Genomic DNA, 25,545 nt, shown 5'->3' with positions numbered 1-25,545 from the left:
CTAAGCTTCAAGCCCTCAACTGGAAACAAAGTTTCCGAATCGGCCTTTCCAGCGCCGGTGATGGACTAACGCGGACCACTCCGCTTTTCGTGGCACACATTATTAAAAACTCACATATTATTTGAAAGAAGAGGTGGTGAAAATGAAGGATATAAAAAACCCAATAGAAACGGAAAAACAAGAATGGAGAAAACAACAAAACCAACTTCGCTTAAAAACTTGGCTGACTATATTCTCACCAATATGTATTTTGCTCGTCTGGGAATTTTTATCTCAGACCGGACTAATTGATGCTCGGTTTTTCCCCCCACCAACTGCCATTGCTTCCACATTTTTTGATTTGATTATAAGCGGTGAGTTGTTCCATCACATCAATATTTCATTGTTTCGAATTTTTGTAGGATTTTTACTAGGTGTAATTCCTGGTATTATTATCGGTTTGTGTATGGGTTTGTATGCGCCGATTCGCCACTTTATTTCGCCAATTATTATGGCGTTAATGCCAATACCTACAATTGCATTATTACCGATTATTATCATCATATTTGGAATTGGAGAAGTATCAAAAGTTGTCACCATAGCTGGTAGTGTTTTTTTCCCTGTAGTAATAAATACAGTTGCAGGTGTAATTTCAATTGATTCCATTTATTTAGATGTGGCAAAAAATTATGGAGCTAGTCGGAAAGACTTCTTCTTGAAAATCGCTTTACCTGGTTCACTTCCTGTCATGTTAGAAGGAATACAAATGGGGCAGGCAATCGCATTGCTTACAATTGTTGCAGCTGAAATGATGGGCGCAAGTTCGGGGATAGGCTACTTGATTTGGACGTCTTACAGAGCGTTTTTATTAAAAGAAATGTTTGTTGGGTTGATTCTTATTTCGTTCTTTGGTTATATCTTTTCATTATTTTTACGAGGGTTACAACGAAAACTAGTACCGTGGAGGTGACTATGTGAGTCCGAACCCTAAAATATCAATTCATCAGTTAACAAAAGTATTTTATAAAAAACAAAATAGTGTCAGCGCGCTTGAAAACATTACACTTGATATTAAAGATGGAGAATTTGTTTGTCTTGTTGGACCGAGTGGATGTGGAAAGACGACGCTGCTACGTATATTAGCAGGACTTGAAAACCAAAGTTCAGGTGAATTCACAATTAAAAAAAGTGATCAAAGTCGTCCGAATCAATCCATGGTGTTTCAAGAAAGAGGTATTCTCCCTTGGCTAACAGTTGAGGAAAATGTTGCATTTGGACTTACAATGCGGCACCTACCAAAATCTCTTGTAAAAGAGAGAACTAGTCATTTTTTAAGTAAAGTAGGTCTTACAAAATTCGCGAAAATGTATCCGAAAGAACTATCTGGTGGGATGATTCAACGCGTTAGTATTGCGAGAGCTTTTGCGAACGATCCGGAAATATTGTTAATGGATGAACCCTTTGGGGCACTTGACGAGCAGAATAAGTACATTTTACAAGAAGAACTATTATCAATTTGGTCTGAAACGAAAAAAACGGTGTTATTTATTACGCATAGCATCGACGAAGCATTGTATTTAAGTGACCGTGTGTTACTCATGAGTGCGCAACCAGGCAAAATAATAAATGAAATAATAATAGATTTGCCAAGGCCGAGAAAACTAGAAGACATTCGAACGAATCCTGAAATTACTTCTAAATTCATGGAAATTTGGAGTCATTTACAAGTTGAAGTGCAAGGGTCAAGATTTTGAAAGGAGTGTATGGATGAAGAAGTGGTTAGGGCTATTTTTTATTATGATTTTAATGGTAGGCGGTTGTTCACAAGAAGAAACGGTGAGGGTAGACGACCAGGTAAGTAAGGATAATCCATCTGGTGATTTAGCACCTTTAAGCAAGAAGACGAAAGTTATTATTTCTGAAGATGGTGCCGCGTCAGGTGCTGGCTTTTATATTGCAAAAGAAAAAGGCTACTTTGAAGACTACAATATTGATATTGAATTTGCCACTTTTGCAAATAGTGATGATATGTTACCAGCCCTCGCATCGGGTGAAGTGGATATAGCGGGAGGCATTTCATCGGCTTCTTTTTTTAATGCAATCGCGCAAGGAATCGATGTGAAAATTATCGCTGATAAAGGTCACAATGAAAAAGGTAAATCGTATTTCACGTTTGTTATTGGTGCAGATAAACAAGATGAAATTAAAGACTATAGTGATTTAAAAGGAAAAAGAATTGCCATTTCTACTCAAAACGCTGTTGATGATTACATTTTCCATGAAATGCTTAAGCATGCCGGTCTTAAAAAAGATGATGTAGAATTTGTTCTTATGCCAGACTTTGGCAGCATGATGGCAGCCATAGGAAATGGCTCAATTGATGCGGCCTTACAAATTGAACCTCTTATTACAAAGGGTGTCGCTGAAGGAATTCACGTGCGTTTCGGAGATGCAACTGATTTCGCTCCTGAAGCACAAATCGCATTGGTTCTTGGCTCACCGAAATTTATGGAAGAAGAACAAGATGTGTCCTTACGCTTTATGGCGGCCTATTTAAAAGGTGTTCGTGATTATAATGATGCCTTCAAAAAAGGGGAAGATAAGGATGAAATTATCGACATCATGACACAATACACGTCTTTAAAAGACGCCGCGGTGTGGGAAGATGTTTTTGTAACAGGACTTGATCCAAATGGAAAAATGTTCATAGGCGATATTGGCGATCAATATGAATTGTACAAGAAAAATGGAGCAATTCGTGGGAAATTTAATTTTGACGAAGCAATTGATACGAGTTTAACAGAAAAGGCAGTTAAAATTATTGGTACGTATGAAAAGTAATATATTAATATAATGTAATATTCATGCATGAAAAAAAGGCGTTAATACATGAATTATATGGAAAAAAGGGCTAAACTCTTTGATTTAGGTCTTTTTTCATCTTTTTTATATAGTTCATATGAAATGTAGTATAAAGTGCGTCGAAATGTATTGTTATTTGTTTTAAATGTCTTATATTTGGATGTGAAATGTCTTTTAATCAAAAAAAAAATTGAGTAGTTAATTTACGATTTACAGAAGTATTAAAAATAATAAACCCAATGGTAAATATAAACTAAATTTTATATATTTGTTTTTACTAAATTGCGGAATTTTTTATCTAGATTTATGCTTTTAAATATTACAACCCCAAATTTGAAACCAAGTTGGTATGCCTTAAGTTTCATAAAAAAGGACTAACCATTAACGGTTTAGTCCTTTTTAATTTCTATTCATTAGATTAAGAGTTTTTCAACATTCATTCTTCTAACTTCAATCGAGTTTGGTGTTTAGTATAAGTTTCATATGAAACATATACTAAACATCTCGAATTGTTTCGTTCTTTACTTTGAATGTATTAAATTTGGATGTGAAAAGTCTTGTAAAAACAGAAAAAAAAGTATGGTTAGCATAGGATTTATTTATAATGTCATGATTAATACCCATTAATAAGACAAAAACAAAATATTATTAATTCTTTGTTACGAATAATAACTATTGTTAATGGGAAAATTAGATTAATTGTTAATAAAAAAATCTAACATGTAATCACAAAAGATTGGGGTTGAAGTTTGTGATACCATATAAAGTCTTGCTTGCAGACGATCATCAAGATTCATTAGAAATATTAGAGATTTTTATAAATAATCATCCTCAATATGAAGTTGTTTCTACATGCTCCAATGGAGAAGAATTGATTTCAAACACAGCAAAATTTAAACCAGACATTGTCATAACTGATGTTAAAATGCCGATTTTAAATGGGATTGAATCGATTAGAAAAGTTTTGCAATTTCAAAGGGATTTAAAGGTTATTTTTGTTTCAGGTTACAATGAATTCGCAGTAGAAGCTTTTGATATAAGGGCAGTTGATTATATTGTAAAACCAGTTGAACTTTCTAGACTATATGCAGCTTTAGAAAAGACTCAAACTGATAATCGTATACAAAAAATTTCCATGAAAAGTAAAAAGAAACTTCCCTTTAAATTTAAAGGAGCTATGTTTTTTATTCCTTTTTCAGATATTTTCTTTATTGAAAAAGCAGGAAAAAAATGTTTAATTCATACAAAAGAGGGCACATTTGAAACATATGAAAGAATTGGTTATCTTTCTGAATTACTTGATGAATCCTTTTTTTTATCTCATAGATCAAATATCGTAAATCTTGAAAATATTATTTATATTAAACCGCAGAATGAAACATTCCTAGCTTATTTTAGAAATTTTGATAAGCATGCACATATATCAAAACTTAAAATTAAAGAAATTGAACTTAAAATAAAAAGCTAGTAACAACAATTATTTCAAACTTCTTGTAATTGGAGGTGACTGACAAAATGGCAGCAATGAAACAAATTGTTGAAACGGAATTACAATCAATAAACTCGACATACATTGTCTTAAATCAAGATCTTTGTATTAAAGAAGTTTATCAAGATAATTTAGGAATACTTTCTTCTGATAATGAACTTTTAGGAGAACCGTTAAAAAGCGTTATGAAAAAAGAGTATTTAGAATTAGTCATTAAGATAGAAGATGCTAGAAAAAATAAAAAGCCTTCTTTTTTAAAAGTAATTACTAAACAAAAGTATGAGTATGAGGTTGAAATACTACCTTTTGAGAATTTTTTATTAGTCCTGATTAAGCATAGATTAAAAAATACAAACTTCATGATAAATAAGTTAAATGATAAAAATCAGGAATTAGAAACTAAATACCATCAAGTATTAGTAGGACTAAAAGATTCTGATCTGGCCAACACAGAAAAAACAGATTTATTATTATTATTATGTCACGAGTTTAGGACACCTTTAAATATTATTAATGGATATCTTCAAATATTATTGTCTAATTCTCAACAAAGTTTAACGAAGGACCAACAAAAATATTTATCAAAAATAACTAATGCAAGTAAACAACTAGAAATGATTATGAATGATGCATTGGATTTTGTTAAAGTAAACAAAGGAAAATTGAGAGTTAAAACTGAATACATTGATATAAATGACCTTATTGAAGATTGTATTCAAGCTCAATCTATAGAGGCATGCGTAAAGAATATCAAAATTACTCATAAAAATGAAGAATCAAAAGTATTAATTTACTCTGATAAAAAAAGACTAACTCAAGTATTGATGAACATTTTATCAAATGCTGTTAAATATACTAATGAAGGCGGATACATTCAAATCAACAGCCTTAGAAATGAGCAGAGGTTACTAATTGAAGTAATTGATACTGGTGTTGGTATTCAGGGCAAAGAATTAGCTTACATATTCTCCCCGTATTATCGCTCCTCTTCCACAGACTCGATGTCTACAGGGTTTGGTATTGGTTTATTCTTGGTCAAGCAGGTTCTTACAGAGTTGGGTGGTTTGGTACATGTTTCTAGTGAGTTAGGTGTAGGTAGTCGTTTTATTATTGAATTACCTATTGAAAATTAACAAGTGAATTAGTGAATTAGTGAATTAGTGAATTAGTGAATTAGTGATTATCAGTGATTATTGAGAGCTTGAATTTTTAAGTTGGAAGCTTATTAAGCCGTAAGATTTATGAGAAAGTCTATCTAATGTCTAGTAATGCAACTTAGAAAGAGTGAATATCAAAAGAATTTAGGTGTAAAAATGAATACTTTGATTAAAGATGTACTTCTAAACGTATCATTAATCACCATCATTATTTTGATGTGGAAATTTTTATCTCTAAAAAATCAAGAATCGCATCTCTTTCAAAAGGCTTCTTTGGGTATAGCTGCAATCATGTCAATTACATTTTGTTTATCATTTCCTTTAGTATTTCAGGACCAATTTCAAATTAATTTTTATCATATCCCTATTGGAATAGCAGGTTTATATGGAGGGGCAACAATTGGTTCCATTTTGTTCGTGGTAACTGCCCCTTTGTTATTTCTATTAAGTGAAGATAATTTAGAAATTTCAATGATTCTTCTCGTTAGCCAAACTCTTGCTATTATTTTACTAAGCCCATATTTTAATAGGTGGAAAATAAATAATAAAATGATTATTGGGACGTTATTAATTTCTATTTTTTCTTCCGTTTCGATTGCAACTACAATAAACATTAATCAGACAGATCAAGTATCCCTTATTATTGGTCTTGGCGTTATTCTTGTATATTTAGCATTTATCGCCTTTTGCTTTTTCCTAATTGAAAAGTTCAACACATCTTTAGAAACGCAAAAGATAGTAGCCAATGCGGAAAAAATGGAAGGACTGTATCATCTCGCTGCAGCTTTTGGACATGAGGTTAGACAACCTATTACAACTGGAAAAGGAATGCTGCAATTATTATCAGATGATAGTTTGCCAACAGATAAAAGAATCGAATTTTTATCTGCTGCTATTTCCGAAGTGAATAGAGCAGAGAAAATAATTCAAGATTATCAAGTTTTTGCGCAACCTTATTCCAATAAATTAGAACGGTTCGATTTAGTCAATGAAATTCAAAAAGTACTCAATCTCGTGGAACCTTTGACCAATGTAAGTAATGTACAAATCAATACAAATCTTTCGTCTGCTTGGATTAATGGCGATAAAGCAAAAATTGAACGCTGTCTTATTCATATATGTACGAATGCCGTTGAAGCAATGGATACTGGAGGGATTCTGACCATACAGTCTTTTAGTACTACGGAAAATTCAATCATTGAAATTTCTGATACGGGGATAGGAATGACGAAGAAACAAATATCTACATTGGGTGAACCTCTCTATAGTCTAAGTAGTCGAAAGGGTACCGGGCTAGGCATGATGATGGTATTCCGTTTAGTTGAAGGTATGAAGGGCAAACTTGAGATTCAAAGTAAAGTAGGGGAAGGTACAAAAGTAACAATAGTTTTTCCTAATAAGAAACTATTGAAGGATGCACATACACATATAGATAAAGAATTTGTTTATTAATTAAAGAAGGTTGTTCTACATGTGATGAAGAGCACATGTAGAACAACCTTTTTCTGTTTTTTTATATCCTTTATTTTTTTTCGTGCAAGCTGTTATTTCATATATTTTTTAGAGAAAAACTTAAAAGCAGTTCGAGATAAAACACCTTTTAAACCAGTCTTTGGGACGTGTGCATTCGTTTCTCCGTTTTCCACATACTGCTGCAAGTGAAGAAGCGTGTCATCCCAACCCTTAGAACACATTTTGTAGCAGGATAACAATGGAGTTAATCCTAGATGTTGAAACTCAACTGTTGTTTTACCATTTTCAGTTGGGTGTAATGTGAAAAGGACCTCCGTTTCTTTCCATTCACTCCAACCTTCAACACATCTCCAATGTACTATTTCATTAGGAACGAGTTCTAGTATTTCCATAGAATTAAATAATAAACGCTCAAAACGAAACGTATGGATTCCGCCTACCTTTGTGCTTACATCGCAGTCGGTGGTCCACCAACTTTTAATGCCATTTTCAGTTGTTAGCGCTTCGTATACATGTTCTACAGAGGCAGCAAGTTCGAGTCGTTTTACATAGCTATTCATTGTTTTCGCTATGCATTTTCAATTTATTTAATAGAAGTGCCCATCCATTGGTATGCGATTCTTCCCATTTAGGATCAAGTAATCCAACAGCGCTATGTGATAATTTGACTTTCGTTGCATCACCGTTGCTTTCCAAACGATAGCCATAATGACTAGTAACGGCGCCTTGCATACCTAGTAATCCTTGTAAACGAATTTCTTCATTCTTTTTGTAATAAAGTACCGTCCCCCAAAGAGCTCCTTGGCCATTACCCCAATTTTCCATAAACAATCCACCGACTTTTGGATCAAATGTTATTTTAGAGTTGTCCTCTTCAAAACGGAATTCCCACCAGTCGTTGATATCGTTAACGAGGGAGTGAAAAACACGTGTAAGAGGAGCATTTATTTCAATCTGCTGTTCAATTTGAAAAGAGCTAATTTCTAATTTCATAAGTTCAGTTCCTCCATATTCAAGTTTTGTTTTTAAATTCGTTAAAGATGTTGATAGTTTTGATTCATATTGACTGACCCAGCGGTTATACACTTCTTGTAAAGGAATGATATTCAAGTAGTTTAAACGTGTTCGACCTTGTCTACGAACGACGATTAGATGAGTATCTTCGAGTATTTTTAAATGCTTCATAATGGCATATCTGGATACTTCAAAATGTCCACTTAACTCACCGGTAGCAATAGGACCTTTTTTTAATATATCGAGAATGTCCACTCGTATTGGATGGGACAAAGATTTAAATAAGTGAGTTACTTCTTCATTAATCATAATTATGAATCACCACACCCTTTCACATGAATATTATGTTACTAAAAGGTAACATGATATTCATGTTAACACAAGATTGAATTAACGGCAGATAGGGTAATCAAATATAGAAGAGTGTGATAAAGTTTAATTATTATAATTTTCTAAATTCATAGATAAGAGGGGTGTTCACATGTTTAGTATGTACAAAGTAAAGCCATTTTTTGATGAAATGATAAAGGCAAGTGGAAAACCCAAGGATCACTATCAAAAATTTTATGATATGGTTCATAATTTTTCTACTGATGAACTTAAAGAAAGACATGAAAGAGCACAATTATCTTTTTTGAGACAAGGAATTACCTTTACGGTATATAATAATAATGTAGGTGCTGAACGCACAATGCCTTTTGATTTTGTTCCAATCATTATTCCTTCAGACGAATGGGAAACGATAGAAAAAGGGATGGTCCAACGTTCTGAAGCATTAAATTGTTTTTTACAGGATGTGTACCACGATCAGAAAATTATTAAAGATGGTATCATACCAAGAGATTTAGTAGAAGATAATCCTTATTACTACGCCAAACAAATACAAGGCGTTACTATTCCGTTAAATAATCATATTTTTCTTGCTGGAATTGATTTAATTCGTGATGAAAATGGAAAATACTTAGTGCTAGAGGACAATTTACGCAATCCTTCAGGTATCTCGTATGTCTACCAAAATCGCTACGTAATGCGCCAGGTGTACCCAGAATTTTTCGCTAAACATTCTGTCCATACTTTAGAACATCAAGTGACGTATTTACATGAAGCGATTATGGACCATGCCCCAGAAGGAGTGGAAAATCCTAACGCCGTTTTATTAACTCCAGGTATATATAATTCCGCTTACTATGATCATGTATTTTTAGCGCAACAGATGGGTCTTCAACTAGTCGAAGGTCGAGACTTAATAGTCACAAATGATATTGTTTATATGAAGACGATTCGAGGACTTGAAAAAGTGGATGTCATTTACCGCCGAATTGATGATGATTTTTTAGATCCATTAGCTTTCCGTGAAGATTCAAACCTAGGTGTAGCGGGGTTATTGGATGCGTATCGTCAAGGGAATGTGGCAATTTTAAATGGCATTGGAAATGGAGTAGCTGATGATAAAGCGATGTATGTATATGTGCCCGATATGATTCGCTATTACTTGAATGAAGAACCGATTATTGAAAACGTCAAGACATATCGTTTAGAAGATCCTATTCAGCGGGACTGGGTACTTGAACGTTTACATGAATTAGTAGTTAAAAACGTAGGTGCCTCTGGGGGTTATGACATGCTTATAGGGCCTCATGCAAGCGTGGAAGAAATCGAAAAATTCCGAGGTAAGATTCTGGAAACACCTCATCAATATATTGCCCAACCAACGATTAAGTTATCAAGAGCACCAGCTTATCAAGGAGAAGAATTTTATCCTTGTCACGTTGATCTACGTGTATTTGTGATCAGAGGAAAAGAAACGCATGTATTCCCAGGCGGTTTATCCCGTGTGGCACTAAAAAAAGGGTCCCTAGTCGTCAATTCTTCACAAGGTGGGGGCGGTAAAGATACGTGGGTTATGAAGTCAGGGGGTACAACTTAATGTTAAGTCGTGTAGCAGATTCACTTTATTGGATGTCGCGTAATATCGAACGTACTGAATTAAATGCACGTATTCTAGACGTTCATTTAACTCAAATGGTTGAAACCTCGAGTGAAGAAATGCTAGACGAAAAACAATGGCAACTTTTGTTTGGAATTTGTTCGACAGAAGAGGAATTAGAAGCGCTAGAAAACAATCCGAATGTTCAAGATCAAGACTATTTACACTACTTAGCTTTTCATTCTGACAATCTAAATTCCGTCTTCAATTGCGTGCGTGTAGCTCGAGAAAATGTGCGAATTAGTCGGGATCATTTGCCGAATGAACTTTTTGAAATATGGAATGATTTATACCATTTTACCCTCCATGCAGAAAGAGAGAATTTTTCTATTCAACACTTACGAGCATTTTTACAGAAAGTAAAAATGACAACATTGATTGCTCAAGGGATCATTGAGTCTGGTATGTCGCGTGGAGTTTCTTACCGCATGATTAAAATAGGGAAATGGTTGGAGCGGGCAGAGAAAACAGCACGCATTTTAAATGTTGTATGTGAACAAACTCGCGAAACGCAATTGAAGTATAAAGGTGAAGATTACTATGCGTGGTTATCTGCTCTTCGTATGTTAAATGGTTATGAAGCATTTTTAAAAGTAAACCGTCCTAAAATGGATCCGAAAACCATCTTAACTTTTCTAATTACGGATGAATCATTCCCAAGATCAATTCACTATAATATTAACCATGTGCGAGCGGCCGTTGACAACTTGGAAAATGCTAAAATTGCACATTATTCTTTCGAGTTATATTATGCACTTGAGAATTTAAAGAAAAATTTTGACGAAATGTCTATTCATAAATTGAATTCAGATGATATGTTAGCTTTTTTAAATCGATTCCAAAATCAATGTAATGATATTGGGAAAATATTCTCTAAGACATATTATTTAACTGAGCCAGAAACTCAGCAAGAACAAACACAGTTGCCAACAGTTCAAGAACCACCGAAATCTTTAATTTCTTCATCCATGAAATACAAAATTGAACATACAAATGTTTTCGAGTACGACACCTGGGTTGATCAAAGCATGAACTCCATTAGGTTAACTCCACGTACAGATGAGTGTCAGCGTTTGTTGTCTTTCCGAACAGATATTACACCTGTAGCTCTAACGAAGGGACATGTGGATATCTGGGGGAACAGTGTTGAATCATTCTTTATAGCGGATCATCATAAGCATTTAGAAGTAAAGGCAACATCGGTTGTAAGTATTCAAAAGAGTCCATGGATTCATCGTATTAATTTTTCTCCAGAAATGTATGCCATTTTTCATTCATCTTTATTCAAAAGCCATTATTTAGCGTATTTAAGCAATACCGCATACACATATTTAACACCCGAACAAATGCTGCAAGTAGACTCGGAAATTGGAGAAATGTACAATCCTGTTCAATATTCTATAGATGTAATGAGTTATTTGCATAAGCGTTTTACCTACGATGGATCTTCTACAGATGTATCAACGAAGGCAAAAGATTCATTTAATTTGAACAAGGGTGTATGCCAAGATATTTCTCACGTTATGTTAGGAATACTTCGAACTAAACATATCCCGTCAAGATATGTCAGTGGGTACTTGTATGTAGGCGAAAATTCCGCATTAATTGGAGATTCAGCGAGCCATGCATGGGTTGAAGTGATGGTTCCTGGGATAGGCTGGGTAGGACTTGACCCTACAAATAATGTGGAAGCATTAGAAAATCACATTCGCTTAGGAGTGGGGCGTGATTACGGGGATGTTAGCCCAGTACAAGGGGTCTACCGTGGTGGCAGCCATAAATTAGATGTGAAAGTATCAGTTAGTGTAATTGAATAATAAGAAGGAGCCTCGACGAGTTTAATGTCGAGGCTTTTTTTACAATATATGAAAGCATTAAAATTTAGTGAGCCATGAATCCGGTATTCCCGGTATTTTAAGGAGTAGGTTCTAGTATGATACTACTGATTTGCGCTCCAGGCGGACGCTTTCCACCGGGCGGGCGGTGAGCCTCCTCGGTCGCTTCGCGATCTGCGGGGTCTCACCTGTCCCGCTGATCCCGCTGGAAAGATATTGGACGAACTGTCATTGGTCCAATATCTTTGCGACGAGTAATCGCAGGAGCACATGCTTTTCCCGCCGCCTTCCGCTTCAATCCATGAAGTGTGTAGTAATCAACAAGGAAATTTATAAATTGCTTATTGCTAAGGCACGAATAAATGATTCTAAGTTAAGTTAAGCTAGAGATAGAACTAACCTATAATCCTAGTTGCCATCTATATTAGTTGATTGAAGGGCAGGTGGCGACTTCTGCGGGAAAAGCAGATGTTTTCTGCACCGAAAGCGAAGCGACAGGTGCATGAGCTGAAGACCTCACAGGAAAGATACTGGCCAAGAGCCAGTATCTTTGCGACGAGTAACCGCAGGAGCACATGTTTTTGCAGTGACGAGGAGACTGAAGTCATGCCCGCGAAAAGCGTCCACCGTAGCGGAAATCAACAGGCTACTATGGTTACTCTTCTTAAAAGGACCGGGCGCACTTTGCCCGGTTTTTCTTATTAAAGTTATACGTTTGAAACTGGCGATCGATTTCCGTCCATTCAGTGTGAGTTTTCGTCCATTCAACTTAGATTACTGTCCATTCGCTTGCAGACGTACACCATTCCTCCAGAGAAGGACACATCTGCCTATGGTGAGCAATCCTGTACCACGAGTTAATTTAGAACCCGCATTACGCTTATGTCACAAGACGCGAATTTCTACTCGATTCCGTCCATTATTTTTTGCGCGATAAAGCTCATTATCAGCCATTACATACATGTCCAGAACCGGAGTTAATTGAGATTTCTTGCAATGAATTGCACCAACACTAATGGTAACTGGAAGAGTTTTTCCGTTAAAATGATAAGTCAGATTTAAGTCTCGTACCGCTTGTCTGATTGATTCTGCAAATTGTTTCAATTCATTCACTTCTAATCCATTCGTAAAGCAAACAAATTCCTCACCACCATAGCGTCCAAGAATGCCTTTTTGATTTCCAAACGCCGATTTCATGCAAGCTGCAACCTGTTTTAAACATTCGTCCCCTTGCACATGTCCGTAGCAATCGTTATAGCGTTTAAAATAATCTATGTCCAACATCATTAAAGCGATATCGTGATTTAGATGAGACTCCTCATTCCAAACTTTTTGAAGATATTTGGTGACTTCTCTTCGACTGGCCACTTTTGTCAATTCATCGTAATAAACTTCATCACTAAGATCGACATTAGCTTTTTCAAGTTTAACTAATAGCTTTTTCTGAATGGCAATTTCATTTTCTAATTGCTCATTCATTTTTGAGATATGTTCTACTTCTTTTCCAGTAAACACCTTATTTAATTCAATCTTAATGATTTTAAGTTTTTGAGAAACTACTTGAGTTTCAATGGCTTGTTCTACAATGTGATATCTTTTGAAATAGTCCAGAGCCAGATGGTATTGTCCTTTTTCCTCGTAAAATTCAGTAAGAATGGTGTAAATTCTACTTAATTTTTTTCTGGCGTGTATTTGTTCAGCATGTTGAACAGCTTGATTCAGATAATCTAAAAAATAACTTTCATTTTCCAAACGTTCCATTTCGGCCAACTTAACCAATACGTCAATAGTGTAGAATTTATTTCCTGTGTGCTCCAATCGTTTCAACGCACTGTCATAAAAATGTCTAGCTTGTTCAAACTCTTTTTTAATGAAATGAATTTTCCCGATTTTATTTTCAACTTCAGCCAAAGATGTAATATCATCAAGCTCAATTAACATGTCATAGCTTTTTTGTAAATAGTCATAACTGATATCCAAGTTCGAGTTTTTAAAATGCATCTCGCCGATGTTTTCTAAAATAACTGCTACATTCATTTGCAAATGATTGTCTTGCGAAATTTGCAGTGCCTGTTCAAAAGCAGCAAAGGCTTCTTCTTCATTACCTACTTCCCGATATACTTCGCCTAAATTATTGTATACGCGACTGCTGACTAAGAATTCTTCTAAATCCCTTAAGTGAAACAAAGCATTTAGAAAATGCTCCAAAGCTTGTTCGTATTGAGCGTAGTAAAAATAAACCACTCCTATTAAATTTAATGCTTCTGCCATACCTCTATTGTTTCCTAACTGTTCGTACAATTGATAGGAGTCGTAGGCATGGTCATAACATCGCTCAAGTTCAGTCATTGAACGGCAAGCCAAGCCCATTGCAAATAGAGCGGCAGCTTGTGATGTTTCGAGATCGTTTTCTTCTGCAATTAATTTTGCTTCATAAGCTATATCAAATGCTTGAGATGGATTTTGAAACGCTATTCTTCTAGATTCTTTGATTAAATCCGTCAGTTGTTCAGAAACCAAATCCATACTCATCACTCCTCAACAAAGTTCTTTCTACTTATTTCGACATTTTTTATCAATAAACCTTCTCATCAGAAGTATGAATATTAGATTGCGCTTGAAACTCCAGAATAGAATGAAGGATACAGAAAACACTTATGCCTATACGGGAAGCCGATACAAGCTCGAGACAAGTGTAAGAAACACATTGAAGGGTCTTGTTATGTGCAATATGATAGGAGGATATGAAATAATAGGTGAAAACGCTAACGGAGGGTGAAACAAATGAAATTTAAACTTAAATGGATCGTCGTCGCCCTGATCGGTATTGCGGTTGTCATTGGACTGGTTCTATTTATGAATTATCAGCAAGCGAAATCAAATGGTAGTGAGTCCATTTCATATAACGAGGAACAAACGGCGATTTTTGCAGGAGGATGTTTCTGGTGTATGGAGCCACCTTTTGAAAAATTAGTCGGTGTTGAATCTGTAGTATCTGGTTATACAGGTGGCGAAGAAGTGAATCCAGCCTACAATGAAGTAGCGTCAGGAAGCACAGGCCATTTAGAATCAGTTATTATTACGTTTGATCCAAAAGTCATTTCATATGAAGAATTGCTAGAAGTATTTTGGCGTCAAGTCGACCCGACAGATGCTGATGGGCAATTTGTAGATCGTGGCCAACAATATGCAACGGCTATTTTTTACACAAATGAAGAACAACAAGAACTCGCACAAGCATCTAAACAGAAAATGCAAGACAGTGGCATTTTTGAAGGAGAACTTGTTACGCCTATACGACAAGCTATGACATTTTACGAAGCAGAAGAATATCATCAAGATTACTATTTAAAAAGTGAAGAACGCTATGAATACTATCGTGAACGTTCTGGTCGGGATCAGTTCTTAGATAAAGTATGGGAAAAACAACCTACGCTCGATATAAAGTCGTACAAAAAATACAGTGAGCAAGAGTTGCGAGAAAAATTAACTGATCTTCAATTCGAAGTCACACAAAATGATGGTACAGAGCCACCCTTTGAAAATGAATACGATAAAAATGTTGAAGATGGAATTTATGTCGATATCGTTTCTGGGGAGCCATTATTTAATTCGCTCGATAAATTTGATTCTAAAACAGGCTGGCCAAGTTTTACGCAGCCACTAGAAACAGCAAACATTATTGAAATTGAAGACTTTACACTTGGGACTAAGCGAATGGAAGTGAGAAGTCGTCATGGTAATTCGCATTTAGGTCATGTCTTTGAAGATGGTCCAGAGCCAACGGGATTACGCTATTGTATGAATTCAGCTTCTATGAAATTTATTCCAAAAGAGGATCTTGAAAAACAAGGGTATGGAGAATATGTCAGTTTATTTAGTCAGTAAAATAGCTGAAAAGTGAAAGTTGGGATGATTATAAAAAAGTTCATAGGTTTTGCCTTATTACTACTTGTCCTAACAGGATGCGGGAGTGAAAGCGAAAGAAAATCTGTCCAATTCTACATGTGGGGTGGCGATGAAAATATTAACAAATACATTGATCAAACCGTTGCTCCTTATGTATTAAAAGAATACGACATTGATATAAAACGTGTTGCTATGGAAACAAATGATTTCATGAGTAAACTCCAAAATGAAAAATCTGTTGGTCGAAAAGATGGATCCATAGATCTAATTTGGATTAATGGAGCAGCTTTTAAACAAGCGAAAGATAGTGAATTGCTGTCTGGGGACCTATTGAGTGATTTAGAAAATACACAACGCTTTGAACAAGTATTGTTGGAGACAGATAGTGGCGAGCCTATAGAAGGTTTAGAAATTCCTTGGGGGAAAACGTCGTTTGCATTTCAAGTTAATACAGACAATGTTAAGCAACCTCCTTTAACTATTGATGAATTAACACAGTGGATTCAAAACAACCCGGGGAGATTTACGTATCCAGATGCAGCAGACTTCACGGGGAATGGCTTTATCCGTCAATTAATGTACTCGTTGAATCTTGATCAAATAAATGGTGATCCTACCCTAAAGCAACGACAAAAAGCATACGAATATCTAAGTGAAATCAAACCGAATTTGTGGCGACAAGGAAAAGACTACCCTAAAAATTTGCAGCAACTAGATCAAATGTTTGGCAGTAGTGACGTTGATTTCACCATGGGTTTCAATGAACGTCGTGCGTTACCCTTTATAGAAAATGGGACGTTTAACAAATCCACGCGCACGTTCGCATTGAATGGGCAAGCTGTTACGAATGCGCATTATTTAACCATTCCTTTTAATTCGCCCAATAAAGAAAAGGCTCTGCAAGTAATTGAAGCGTTAACGAATTACTCGATGCAAGCTGAAAAACTAAAAAGTGACGTATGGGGAGATGGCTCTGTATTAGCTTTAGACCAATTAACGGGCGAACAACAAGAAAATTTAGAGTCTAAATCCACTGGGTACCATTACTTGAACGAGTGGGAAAATCAAAGTGACTTTTCGGCGGAAATGATTCAACTTATCGAAGAGGAATGGAGAGACTATGTCGTTCGTCCATAAAATTGGGAGTTTAATTGTCATCACTATTGGAGCGGTTAGTTTACTTGCAGCCGCTCTTTTAGTTGTAGATATCGTACGGTTATTGGATATCGTTCAGCCTAACCCGTCATGGAAATATTATGCAGAACCACTGAATCGATTGCTGTGGTCTTCCGTTTTAACTGTTGTAGCTACCCTAATTAGCATTGGATCAGGCATATTAATTGTACGTGGATTTTATTTGGAACAATCTTTAAGAAAGTCAATTGATCGATTGTCGGTTGCTTTTTATTTTCCGCATTTCATTGTGGCTTTATATGTTTTAGCTTTAGCGAACAATATGTATAAATTGGTCGATTTTTATCACCCAACATTCGGCTTTCTAGAAATTTTGTTAGCCTATTGGTTAAAAGAAGTACCTTTTGTAGTGTTTTATTTAACGGTTACATACGCATCTCTTGACCTCGATTCTCGTAGACTTATTCAATTATTTGGAGGGAATAAATGGCAACAGTTTGTTCATGTTGAATGGGCAGCTATTAAAGGGCAAGTGGTTGAGCTCTTCTTAATTTTGTTTGCCTTTATGTTAACGGCTTATGAAGTACCTGCACTTCTTGAAAATAGTGTATATCCTCAATTTGGTCCTACTATATTGGCCTACTATTACTCCATTGATGTGGCACAACGTTTAGTTATAGATGTCTTGTTAGTTGGCGTCTCAATTGTGCTTGTGCTTTCGACGATTGGTTTGTTTTTATGGACAAGTCGGACAAGGCATTCACTTGGAAAGGGGAGTCGGACATTATAAAACATCTCCTTTCTTTAAGTTACACGATGATGCTACTTTACACGGCCTGGCTTTTCGTTACGGGAAAAATAACTTTTTCGTTTATTTTGCAAGACCCATCAATTTGGCAGGCATTCTATTACACATGTGTAATTACGAGTATCACAATCGTGTTAAATATCAGTTTAGGCCTCTTAACCGGTTGGCACTTAGCCAGTAAGGTTAGTCTTTGGAAAGATGTCTTCGTGTTATTGCCGCTTATTCTTCCCGTGATTGCGGTGATGGGTGGCTTACAGCTTGCTTTGTTGTGGTTACATATTCCAGATCAATTGATAGGCGTACTATATATTCATTTGATGGTAACCATCCCATTTTCCATTCAAATTTTTAAAAATCGATTTTTGGAACTAGAAAAAGGAATTCCTTCACTTGTAAAGCTATTTAACGGTTCCAAACAAACCATGTGGATATTTGTTTACTTCCCCCTCTTAGGCGGCAGCTTATATACAGTGGTATTGTTAACAACTGTGATTTCACTTAGTCAATATGCGATTACTGCGTTTATCGGTGGTGGATTAATCCCTACAATCACCACATTACTATTTCCATATTTACAATCATCTAATTTCTATATTGTTCATACGTCTGTATTTCTTATAATTACCATGATTGGACTGTTTGCGTTATCGATAAGATTCATTATTTCAATCTTTAAAAAGGTGGTGACATCGCTCTTATGATGGAGTTGCGAAACATCTCAAAAAAATTCGAAGGTAAAATCGTTCTTGAATGTGTAAATCTCTCCCTTAAACAAGGCGAAGTTATAACGATTCTTGGGAAATCGGGTAGTGGAAAGTCTACTTTACTTCAACTAATTGCAGCGATGGAGCCAATTGATTCGGGAGAGATTCAAAAAAACGTAGAGACAATGTGCGCATATATTACGCAAAAACCATATCTTTTTAGTCATATGACGGTTCTTCAAAATATTGCATTTCCTTTGAAATGCCAGGGTGTGAGAAAGAAAGAACGATATGCTATAGCGAAAAATTGGCTTGAGAAAGTTGAACTTTTTGGTCTAGAAGATCGTTTTCCTTATGAGCTTTCGGGTGGACAGCAACAACGAGTGTCAATTGCTCGCGCATTTGTCTATCAACCAGATGTGTTTTTGATGGATGAACCATTTGCAAATTTAGACGTGAAACTGAGTAGGCAGCTACAACATCTAATTTTTAACGAAATGAAGCAACGCAATGTCGCAGGGATTTTTGTGACGCACAACTACGAAGAGACTAAAATGTATGCAGATCAAACATTCTTACTGCAAGATGGCAAACTTACAACTATGTCTGAACAAGAAGTCGAACTATATTTTAACGAAGGTATTCAAATTGAGGGACGCACCTATTTAATTTCAAATTGTGTATTAACAAATAATTTGAGTGATCGATCAATTGCTGTCTTGCTTGATAAAAAAGTTCATTTATATGGGGTCGACTTTTATGTGGTCATTTTGCCAAATGGTCAGAAGCAATTTATGAAAAAATCTCAGGAGATAAATACTATAGTGCCTTTGTATTTGGTTTTGAAGGAGGGGTGAAACTTGCTAGACACAAAAGGACAACCAATTATTCAACCTCTTCTAGATACATTAGCTGATACATTCATCAAATGGAAGCTAACGGCAAACGGAGTAACAGGGATTGCTGTATCAATTGGGATTGCGGCAAGTGTATGGATATATATTGATATGGTTTGGCTTGGCATCGCTTTTTTGTGGTTGTCAGGATTACTTGATGCTGTAGACGGTACGATGGCTAGAAAAACAAAACCTTCTGCAGTAGGTACCGTACTAGACGTAACGTTTGATCGAGTGGTAGAAGGGGGAATTATTTTAGTGCTCGCGATCAAGTATCCAGAGCACTCAGTTGTTTTGCTGCTATTAATGTTTTCAATCTTAATTGCGATGACATTGTTTTTAACGATCGGCAATGTAGCGCGGAACTCCGGGAGAAAAAGTTTTCACTATGCTACAGGGTTAGCTGAACGCACGGAAGGATTTATTTTGCTAACGGTGATGGTCATTTTTGCACCAACATGGTTATTTTGGACAACTTTATTATTTATTGTTATTGAAGTGTTAAGCACGATTTTGCGTTTCACAGCATTTGTGAAGGAAGAGAGGGAATTACATGAAAGAACATAAAGTAGTGGTCATTGGTGCTGGTTCTGGCGGCTTATATACAGCAGCAGGACTTGCGAGACTTCATGTGGATGTAGCACTTGTAAACAGTACAGAGAAGTTAGGTGGAGATTGCCTACATTCCGGATGTGTCCCTTCTAAATCTTTAATTTATGCATCAACCCAAGGAATGAGCTGGGAACAAACGACTCAACACATAAGACAGGTGATAGCAGAAATACAGGTGCATGATTCGGTTGAACGTTTTGAAGGACTTGGGGTCTCGGTTTATATCGGACATGCGAAATTTGTAAGTCCAAATGAAATTGAAGTAAATGGGCAACGGATTCGCGGGAAAAAGTTTGTGATAGCAACGGGCTCATCCCCTCGGGAATTACCAATTGAAGGCTTACAGCAGTCTGGTTATTTAACAAACGAATTATTATTTCATTTGATTCAACAGCCAAAGTCTCTCGGTATTATTGGAGCAGGACCCATTGCACTAGAACTTGGACAAGCGATGGCAAAGCTCGGAACGGATGTACATATTGTTAACCGTGACAAAGAAATTTTGGGCAAATTCGATTCTTCCATTCGAAAAGTAGCAACAAGACATTTTGAATCAGAGATGACGTTTTACAATAAAGCAGAAGTTACATGTGTAGAAGTAGAAGGAAGTCAAAAACGACTTACTTTAAGTGATGGAAAACAAATTTTAGTGGACGATATTATGGTTGCTGCAGGTCGTATTGCCAATATAGGTTCTCTGCGACTTGAGAATGCCGGAGTTAAAATGAATGATGGTTTTATACAGGTAAAAGATACATATCAAACATCGCTTTCTCATATTTATGCAATTGGAGACGTTATTGATACATATGCACACACACATGCAGCTGGATTAGAAGCTCGTGCAGTCATTGAACATATCGCATTTACGAAAAAGAAAAAGAATATCTATTTTGATTTTGCTGCCATTATTTATTCCACACCTGAAGTGTACCAATTGTTCGGCAATGATACGGAAGTAGTGGAAACGCTAGAAGTGAATTCAAAGGATATCGATCGTTATAAAACACAATTGATCGACGATGTGGTTATTCGTATTGGTATTGATAAAAAGGGGTATGTCATCAATGCTCAAGCAGTCGGTCCAAATATAAGTGATCTCATGCAGCTGGTTGCTTATACAAAGCGTATAAAAAAACCGATATCATCATGGTCAAGTATGACCGTACCATATCCTACACATGCACAAATCCTTCAACAAATTGCTAATACGTATATGTCTCGAACACTTGAAAAACCAATTGTACAGTCACTAATAAAAACGTATATATCTGTGAGAGAATTAAGTAAATGAAAAAGCGAACTTTTTGGCAAGAATGGCAAAAGATCATTTTGTTTGTTGGGTTTGCCATTAGTTGTTTGATCGTCCTATATGCATTTGATGTGATTGGAAAGATTGATATCGAAGCGGCTAGTGATTATGTTAGGGAATTAGGGATTTGGGGTATGTTATTGTACGTAATCGTATATACGATACGTCCATTATTTTTCTTCCCCGCAACTCTTCTGACGTTATTTGGTGGGTACACATTTGGACCATTTCTCGGCACTGCACTAGATATTGTAGGTGCAGGAAGCGGGGCAGTCTTAGCATTTTTAGTTGCTCGGTATTTAGGCAGAGAAAAAATCGAAAAATTCGTTAAAGGTAAAAAAATAGAACGATTTGATCAATCGATTCAAAATAATGGATTTATTGTTGTGCTTTATTTACGACTCATTCCCTTAATTCCGTTTGATTCAATTAATTATTCGCTTGGTTTAAGCTCGATCAAACTAAAATCGTATATGGCAGCTACGTATTTAGGCATTATTCCAGGTGCATTTGTATTAAATTATATTGGCTCATCATTAAGAACAATGGATTCAAAGCTGTGGATTGCGGTTGCATTGTATGGAGTTATGGTTTTACTGCCCTTCCTTGTGAAGAAGTTTAAAGGAACTACTCAAATACATCTTGAAAAAGAGCCTGTTAAGTAAAGAAAGGAAAGTGGAAACCTATGAAACTAGGTGTAACGAATGGACAGTTAAAGCCTGTTGAAGATAAGCCAAATAGCGTATCGAGTCAAACAGATATTAAACGCAATTATATGGAACCAATTCCCTATAGTGGTAGCCATGCGCAATCACAAAGTAAGATAAAAATGATTATAATAAATATGAAACAAATGGAACTAGTCGAAGAAAAAGCAAATTATCTTCACTATGTAGAAACGTCAAAAGTATTTAAATTTAAAGATGATGTTGAATTTTATTTTGATGATTCCAAACAAGTCACTCACTTTCGATCTAAATCAAGAGTTGGGTATTCCGATTTTGGAGTTAACAAAAAAAGAATGCAAAAAATCACAGATGCTTATAAGCGTCCGTGATTTTTTGTTTTAATGTATAAACTAAAGACTCTAAGCTTTTGCTGAAACGATGGCGAAACTACCTTGTCCACCATGTATAGCAATAATCGGGCTTAGTTCACCGATTTGTATCACTTGTGCAGGAAATCTTACCTGTAGTTGTTGCTTCACTTCATGAGCGGTCTTTTCACTTCCACAATGTAGTACCCACATTTCATTTGATGTTGGTTCAAAATCTTTAATCATTTGTAAAATGGCTCTTTTTCTAGTTCGTATTTTGTGAGCAATTTGTATGGAACCTTCTTTAAATTTGAGGATAGGATGGATTCTTAATATGTTACCAACAAAAAACCCAAGTTTACTTATCCGGCCACCTTTTAATAATTGATTTAAGTCAGCTACAAAAATTCGATTAGTATATATGTCTTCATTGTCATGTAAAGTTTGAGCAATTACTTTTGGAGCCATACCCTCTTCTACTAGTACTCTTCCTCGTTGTATAAGGTCATATAAGGGCCATGATACTATTTTTGAGTCTACTAAATGAACAGGAATTGATATAGTTCTACTCACCGAAGCGACAGTGTCGAAAGTACCACTAATTTGTCGTGAAATTAAGACAGCAATTATCACGTCATATTCCACTTCCAAGGTTTGAAAAAGTTGTTCAATATCATATACAGTGGGCTGCGATGATTTTGGAGAGAACTCAGAGTGACTAAGTAAGTCATAAAATTCATTAGTTGTTAAGTCTATACCATCTTTATATGTTGTATTTTCATGATTGATTTGCAAAGGGACTACATACAAATCGGATCGATGAGCATTTTTCGGTATATATGCTGAACTATCAGTTACCCATGCGATTTTCATACTATTTCCTCCAATTGCACATTCAATCATGTGTGCTCATTTTATCGTTAGTATAATAGATTCAATGAGATAAATAAAAAAGGAATGTGCAGGTGAGTCGAATGTTGGCAGGTATTGCTATAATATGTATGATTTTATTCATGAGTGTCATTTGGATGATCGCTGTTAAGTTAGATAATTACTCAATAGTTGATATTATTTGGGGTTTAACATTTATTTTGACGACTATTGTCGTTCTTTTGTATACGAAAAATTACAATGTCGTGTCCATAACACTTGCTGCTCTAGTGTTCATTTGGGGGATGCGTTTGTCAATCTACTTATTTACTCGCAATGCAGGTAAACCAGAAGATTATAGATATCAAGATATGCGTAAAAAATGGGGTACTAAAGTTAAGCAAACGGCTTTTGTTCGTGTGTTTATGCTTCAAGGAACTGTTTCTCTTCTATTCTCTTTGGGAATCTTTTTAGGTATTAGCAAAAGTGACACCATATTATCGATATGGCCGGTTTATATAGGGGTAGTTGTTTGGATCATTGGTTTCTTATTTGAATCAATTGGGGATTCACAGTTACGTACCTTCATTCAGAAGCCAGCGAACAAAGGAAAAGTAATCACAACTGGACTATGGAAATATACACGCCATCCAAATTACTTTGGTGAAGCGACACAATGGTTTGGGATTAGTATCATTGCATGTGCTGTGCCATTCGGTTGGATTTCGTTTATTAGTCCTTTGTTATTAACGTTCTTTTTATTAAAAATTTCTGGAGTTCCATTACTTGAAAAGAAAAATAGTCAGAAACCTGGTTATGCTGAATATGCAGCTAAAACAAGCGTATTTGTGCCAATGCCTCAGAAAAACTAACACAATTGAAGGCGAGCGACGCCGGAGGATTACCTATGCGAAATTCATCGATTGAAGTGTTATTATGGTGGTCTTGTTAAATAGAGAAGAAATAAACGACTGGCAACCAGCGATTTCAGTGGCGTCCTGGAACATCAGTGGAGGTAGTTCAATAAAGTATATGGATGCTAATCGCAATCGGTATGATTGTTTTCGATGCAGAACCCAATTTGTTATTCTGGATGGTTTAGTAAACCCGAATCGACTTAGAAACAAGTAGATATTGTATAGAAATTTGTCCGGATTTTCTAAACAAAGGCAAGTTACGTGCTAAACACATTAGAATTCGAGATAATGGAAAGAATAACTACTGAAAGGGTGAATCCGTGTGACAACTTATACAGAAATTACAACAATCCCTGAATGGCAAAATGTTCTTCAACAATCCAAAGAGAAACCTGTTTTAGTCTTTAAGCATAGTACGACTTGTCCTGTAAGTGCAGCTGCGTACAAAGAGTTTACATCTATTGCTACAGAAGTTGACGCGTATTTGGTGAAAGTCATTGAAAGTCGTCCGGTATCCAAAGAAATTGAAAGTGATTTAAGTGTTCAACATAAATCACCACAAATCTTATTAGTTTCAAATGGAGAGTCCGTTTGGAATGATTCCCATTGGAATATAACGGAGAAGAATATAGAAAAAGCAATAGAAGCACAATAACTCTAAAGATTTACCATTGAACCCCTCCTATTAATTTATATAGGGAGGGGTTTATTTATGAAAGCTGTCTATTGAATAAACCCTGGGTCTTGAAATTTATCGAGTATTAGTGTGTGACGCAGTAATTGTCGACTCAGTTACAACCATATTCAATAATGATAGTGCATGGAAGATGTAGATTTTGTCGAAGATAACGAAAATATGATTAAACGATATTGAATTAGTTTAAACTTTCTCTATCATTGGATAGTGTTTAGGAGATAGATTTTTCTTGCTATTTGTGATAGCATTACACTTTAAAGAAGTGAGGACGTGACTGAATATGATTAAAATTGAAATGCCTAAACCAGATCTAACGATTGTTCAACGCGTACAAGATCGTTCAAATGATGAGCCTGAGATTCCTTCAGTATTTGGCTTTATCGACTTTCACCAAATTGCACGTGACAAAGGCGGCATCATTATGTTCTTCAATAAAAAAGAAGAGCTTTTGTTCGTAGGGAAAGCACGTAAAGTAAGACAACGTGTAAAAAAACATTTTGAAGATAATGTTTCTCCTTTAAAAGAGCACCGTGATGAAGTGACAAAAATTAAGATTTTCTATGTTGATGATGCAATGGAACGTGAAATTTATGAAACATATGCCATCAATAAACTTGCTGCGTTGTATAACGTAGATAAAAAGTTTTCTCCTTCAAAAAAAGCTGACGAATCATAGTCAGCTTTTTTTATTTTGTCTAGCTTAAAAGAAAGCGATTAAGAATAAATTTCAGTCTATCTAAAGGTAAAATACTTACCGCTTAAATTTTTAGAATTTTCTTAAAATAGTGGCATGAAATAGAGGATATTCAGGTGTGAGTAGAGAAGTACTCTTATAGAAAGAATTAAAATGTTTT

At 35.7% G+C, this 25,545-nt stretch carries 24 protein-coding genes; 20 read left to right on the top strand and 4 right to left on the bottom strand.

Features of this window, described 5'->3' with window-relative positions:
• Nucleotides 1-142: 142 nt before the first annotated feature.
• The 6 genes from E2636_RS14575 (at nt 143) to E2636_RS14550 (ending at nt 6,939) form a co-directional block, all read left to right on the top strand.
• Nucleotides 143-949: an ABC transporter permease gene (locus tag E2636_RS14575; protein WP_134210853.1), complete on the top strand. Its 807-nt coding sequence runs from the start codon at nt 143-145 to the stop codon at nt 947-949.
• Nucleotides 950-953: 4 nt separating this feature from the next.
• A complete protein-coding gene (locus tag E2636_RS14570) occupies nt 954-1,733 on the top strand; it encodes an ABC transporter ATP-binding protein (RefSeq protein ID WP_134210852.1) in 780 nt (259 codons plus the stop codon).
• A 13-nt stretch (nt 1,734-1,746) separates the two neighbouring features.
• Complete coding sequence (locus E2636_RS14565) at nt 1,747-2,820, top strand: ABC transporter substrate-binding protein (RefSeq protein ID WP_134210851.1); 1,074 nt, start codon at nt 1,747-1,749, stop codon at nt 2,818-2,820.
• 772 nt (nt 2,821-3,592) lie between these two features.
• The gene (locus E2636_RS14560; protein WP_134210850.1) at nt 3,593-4,309 is read left to right on the top strand and encodes a LytR/AlgR family response regulator transcription factor; all 717 of its coding nucleotides are present in this window, start codon (nt 3,593-3,595) and stop codon (nt 4,307-4,309) included.
• Between the two features lie 47 nt (nt 4,310-4,356).
• The gene (locus E2636_RS14555) at nt 4,357-5,463 is read left to right on the top strand and encodes a sensor histidine kinase (RefSeq protein WP_134210849.1); all 1,107 of its coding nucleotides are present in this window, start codon (nt 4,357-4,359) and stop codon (nt 5,461-5,463) included.
• A gap of 180 nt (nt 5,464-5,643) precedes the next feature.
• Nucleotides 5,644-6,939, top strand: coding sequence for a sensor histidine kinase (locus E2636_RS14550; RefSeq protein WP_166669539.1), 1,296 nt, complete (start codon nt 5,644-5,646; stop codon nt 6,937-6,939).
• A 92-nt stretch (nt 6,940-7,031) separates the two neighbouring features.
• Here E2636_RS14550 and E2636_RS14545 read toward each other — a convergent pair whose 3' ends face one another.
• Together E2636_RS14545 and E2636_RS14540 are read right to left on the bottom strand one after the other, a co-directional pair.
• Nucleotides 7,032-7,520: an SRPBCC family protein gene (locus E2636_RS14545; RefSeq protein ID WP_134210847.1), complete on the bottom strand. Its 489-nt coding sequence runs from the start codon at nt 7,518-7,520 to the stop codon at nt 7,032-7,034.
• Nucleotides 7,513-8,283 carry an ArsR/SmtB family transcription factor gene (locus tag E2636_RS14540; protein ID WP_243840660.1) on the bottom strand — a complete coding sequence of 257 codons (771 nt, stop codon included), beginning with the start codon at nt 8,281-8,283 and terminating at the stop codon, nt 7,513-7,515. The genes E2636_RS14545 and E2636_RS14540 overlap by 8 nt, the downstream gene beginning before the upstream one ends.
• Before the next feature lie 172 nt (nt 8,284-8,455).
• Here E2636_RS14540 and E2636_RS14535 point away from each other — a divergent pair, with 172 nt between their 5' ends.
• Together E2636_RS14535 and E2636_RS14530 are read left to right on the top strand one after the other, a co-directional pair.
• A complete protein-coding gene (locus E2636_RS14535) occupies nt 8,456-9,901 on the top strand; it encodes a circularly permuted type 2 ATP-grasp protein (protein ID WP_134210846.1) in 1,446 nt (481 codons plus the stop codon).
• Nucleotides 9,901-11,778, top strand: coding sequence for an alpha-E domain-containing protein (locus E2636_RS14530; protein ID WP_134210845.1), 1,878 nt, complete (start codon nt 9,901-9,903; stop codon nt 11,776-11,778). The genes E2636_RS14535 and E2636_RS14530 overlap by 1 nt, the downstream gene beginning before the upstream one ends.
• Nucleotides 11,779-12,681: 903 nt before the next feature.
• Here the strand turns inward: E2636_RS14530 and E2636_RS14525 are convergent.
• Nucleotides 12,682-14,322 (bottom strand): tetratricopeptide repeat-containing diguanylate cyclase, encoded by a 1,641-nt coding sequence (locus E2636_RS14525; protein WP_166669538.1) that lies wholly within the window; start codon nt 14,320-14,322, stop codon nt 12,682-12,684.
• 258 nt (nt 14,323-14,580) lie between these two features.
• On the opposite strand from E2636_RS14525, the gene msrB reads away from it, so the two are divergent.
• From msrB to E2636_RS14480, 9 genes are all read left to right on the top strand, one after another.
• Nucleotides 14,581-15,684, top strand: coding sequence for a peptide-methionine (R)-S-oxide reductase MsrB (gene msrB, locus E2636_RS14520; RefSeq protein ID WP_134210843.1), 1,104 nt, complete (start codon nt 14,581-14,583; stop codon nt 15,682-15,684).
• Between the two features lie 24 nt (nt 15,685-15,708).
• Nucleotides 15,709-16,842, top strand: a complete 1,134-nt coding sequence (locus tag E2636_RS14515; protein ID WP_243840659.1) for an ABC transporter substrate-binding protein — start codon at nt 15,709-15,711, stop codon at nt 16,840-16,842.
• A complete protein-coding gene (locus tag E2636_RS14510; RefSeq protein ID WP_134210841.1) occupies nt 16,826-17,629 on the top strand; it encodes a hypothetical protein in 804 nt (267 codons plus the stop codon). The genes E2636_RS14515 and E2636_RS14510 overlap by 17 nt, the downstream gene beginning before the upstream one ends.
• Nucleotides 17,630-17,715: 86 nt before the next feature.
• The gene (locus E2636_RS14505; protein WP_243840658.1) at nt 17,716-18,348 is read left to right on the top strand and encodes an ABC transporter permease subunit; all 633 of its coding nucleotides are present in this window, start codon (nt 17,716-17,718) and stop codon (nt 18,346-18,348) included.
• Nucleotides 18,348-19,208 carry an ABC transporter ATP-binding protein gene (locus E2636_RS14500; RefSeq protein WP_243840657.1) on the top strand — a complete coding sequence of 287 codons (861 nt, stop codon included), beginning with the start codon at nt 18,348-18,350 and terminating at the stop codon, nt 19,206-19,208. Before E2636_RS14505 ends, E2636_RS14500 begins: the two co-directional genes overlap by 1 nt.
• Nucleotides 19,209-19,211: 3 nt before the next feature.
• Complete coding sequence (locus tag E2636_RS14495; RefSeq protein ID WP_134210839.1) at nt 19,212-19,814, top strand: CDP-alcohol phosphatidyltransferase family protein; 603 nt, start codon at nt 19,212-19,214, stop codon at nt 19,812-19,814.
• Nucleotides 19,801-21,153 (top strand): dihydrolipoyl dehydrogenase family protein, encoded by a 1,353-nt coding sequence (locus tag E2636_RS14490; protein ID WP_134210838.1) that lies wholly within the window; start codon nt 19,801-19,803, stop codon nt 21,151-21,153. The genes E2636_RS14495 and E2636_RS14490 overlap by 14 nt, the downstream gene beginning before the upstream one ends.
• Nucleotides 21,150-21,836, top strand: coding sequence for a TVP38/TMEM64 family protein (locus E2636_RS14485; protein ID WP_134210837.1), 687 nt, complete (start codon nt 21,150-21,152; stop codon nt 21,834-21,836). Before E2636_RS14490 ends, E2636_RS14485 begins: the two co-directional genes overlap by 4 nt.
• 20 nt (nt 21,837-21,856) lie before the next feature.
• Nucleotides 21,857-22,228, top strand: a complete 372-nt coding sequence (locus E2636_RS14480) for a DUF1499 domain-containing protein (RefSeq protein ID WP_134210836.1) — start codon at nt 21,857-21,859, stop codon at nt 22,226-22,228.
• Between the two features lie 30 nt (nt 22,229-22,258).
• Here the strand turns inward: E2636_RS14480 and E2636_RS14475 are convergent, their stop codons facing one another.
• Nucleotides 22,259-23,080, bottom strand: a complete 822-nt coding sequence (locus tag E2636_RS14475) for a DegV family protein (protein WP_166669537.1) — start codon at nt 23,078-23,080, stop codon at nt 22,259-22,261.
• Between the two features lie 140 nt (nt 23,081-23,220).
• On the opposite strand from E2636_RS14475, the gene E2636_RS14470 reads away from it, so the two are divergent.
• The 3 genes from E2636_RS14470 to E2636_RS14460 all read left to right on the top strand — a co-directional run bounded on the left by E2636_RS14470 (nt 23,221) and on the right by E2636_RS14460 (nt 25,367).
• Entirely contained in the window at nt 23,221-23,949 is a 729-nt protein-coding gene (locus tag E2636_RS14470) for a DUF1295 domain-containing protein (RefSeq protein ID WP_166669536.1), read from the top strand.
• 367 nt (nt 23,950-24,316) lie between these two features.
• Nucleotides 24,317-24,649, top strand: a complete 333-nt coding sequence (gene ytxJ / locus E2636_RS14465; RefSeq protein ID WP_134210833.1) for a bacillithiol system redox-active protein YtxJ — start codon at nt 24,317-24,319, stop codon at nt 24,647-24,649.
• Between the two features lie 322 nt (nt 24,650-24,971).
• A complete protein-coding gene (locus tag E2636_RS14460) occupies nt 24,972-25,367 on the top strand; it encodes a nucleotide excision repair endonuclease (RefSeq protein WP_134210832.1) in 396 nt (131 codons plus the stop codon).
• Nucleotides 25,368-25,545 lie beyond the last annotated feature (178 nt).

The sequence above is a fragment of the Paenisporosarcina antarctica genome, from assembly GCF_004367585.1.
GTDB lineage: Bacteria > Bacillota > Bacilli > Bacillales_A > Planococcaceae > Paenisporosarcina > Paenisporosarcina antarctica.
Note: the sequence above shows the minus strand (reverse complement) of the source record. Positions and strands in the feature narration are given on the sequence as shown.

Coding starts and splice junctions, on each gene's coding strand:
- E2636_RS14475 (WP_166669537.1), bottom strand. CDS start 23,080: ATGAAAATCGCATGGGTAACTGATAGTTCAGCATATATACCGAAAAAT.
- E2636_RS14535 (WP_134210846.1), top strand. CDS start 8,456: ATGTTTAGTATGTACAAAGTAAAGCCATTTTTTGATGAAATGATAAAG.
- E2636_RS14555 (WP_134210849.1), top strand. CDS start 4,357: ATGGCAGCAATGAAACAAATTGTTGAAACGGAATTACAATCAATAAAC.
- E2636_RS14500 (WP_243840657.1), top strand. CDS start 18,348: ATGGAGTTGCGAAACATCTCAAAAAAATTCGAAGGTAAAATCGTTCTT.
- E2636_RS14550 (WP_166669539.1), top strand. CDS start 5,644: ATGAATACTTTGATTAAAGATGTACTTCTAAACGTATCATTAATCACC.
- E2636_RS14485 (WP_134210837.1), top strand. CDS start 21,150: ATGAAAAAGCGAACTTTTTGGCAAGAATGGCAAAAGATCATTTTGTTT.
- E2636_RS14470 (WP_166669536.1), top strand. CDS start 23,221: ATGAGTGTCATTTGGATGATCGCTGTTAAGTTAGATAATTACTCAATA.
- msrB (WP_134210843.1), top strand. CDS start 14,581: ATGAAATTTAAACTTAAATGGATCGTCGTCGCCCTGATCGGTATTGCG.
- E2636_RS14510 (WP_134210841.1), top strand. CDS start 16,826: ATGTCGTTCGTCCATAAAATTGGGAGTTTAATTGTCATCACTATTGGA.
- E2636_RS14515 (WP_243840659.1), top strand. CDS start 15,709: ATGATTATAAAAAAGTTCATAGGTTTTGCCTTATTACTACTTGTCCTA.
- E2636_RS14540 (WP_243840660.1), bottom strand. CDS start 8,283: ATGATTAATGAAGAAGTAACTCACTTATTTAAATCTTTGTCCCATCCA.
- E2636_RS14480 (WP_134210836.1), top strand. CDS start 21,857: ATGAAACTAGGTGTAACGAATGGACAGTTAAAGCCTGTTGAAGATAAG.
- E2636_RS14575 (WP_134210853.1), top strand. CDS start 143: ATGAAGGATATAAAAAACCCAATAGAAACGGAAAAACAAGAATGGAGA.
- E2636_RS14565 (WP_134210851.1), top strand. CDS start 1,747: ATGAAGAAGTGGTTAGGGCTATTTTTTATTATGATTTTAATGGTAGGC.
- E2636_RS14530 (WP_134210845.1), top strand. CDS start 9,901: ATGTTAAGTCGTGTAGCAGATTCACTTTATTGGATGTCGCGTAATATC.
- E2636_RS14525 (WP_166669538.1), bottom strand. CDS start 14,322: ATGGATTTGGTTTCTGAACAACTGACGGATTTAATCAAAGAATCTAGA.
- E2636_RS14545 (WP_134210847.1), bottom strand. CDS start 7,520: ATGAATAGCTATGTAAAACGACTCGAACTTGCTGCCTCTGTAGAACAT.
- E2636_RS14460 (WP_134210832.1), top strand. CDS start 24,972: ATGATTAAAATTGAAATGCCTAAACCAGATCTAACGATTGTTCAACGC.
- E2636_RS14490 (WP_134210838.1), top strand. CDS start 19,801: ATGAAAGAACATAAAGTAGTGGTCATTGGTGCTGGTTCTGGCGGCTTA.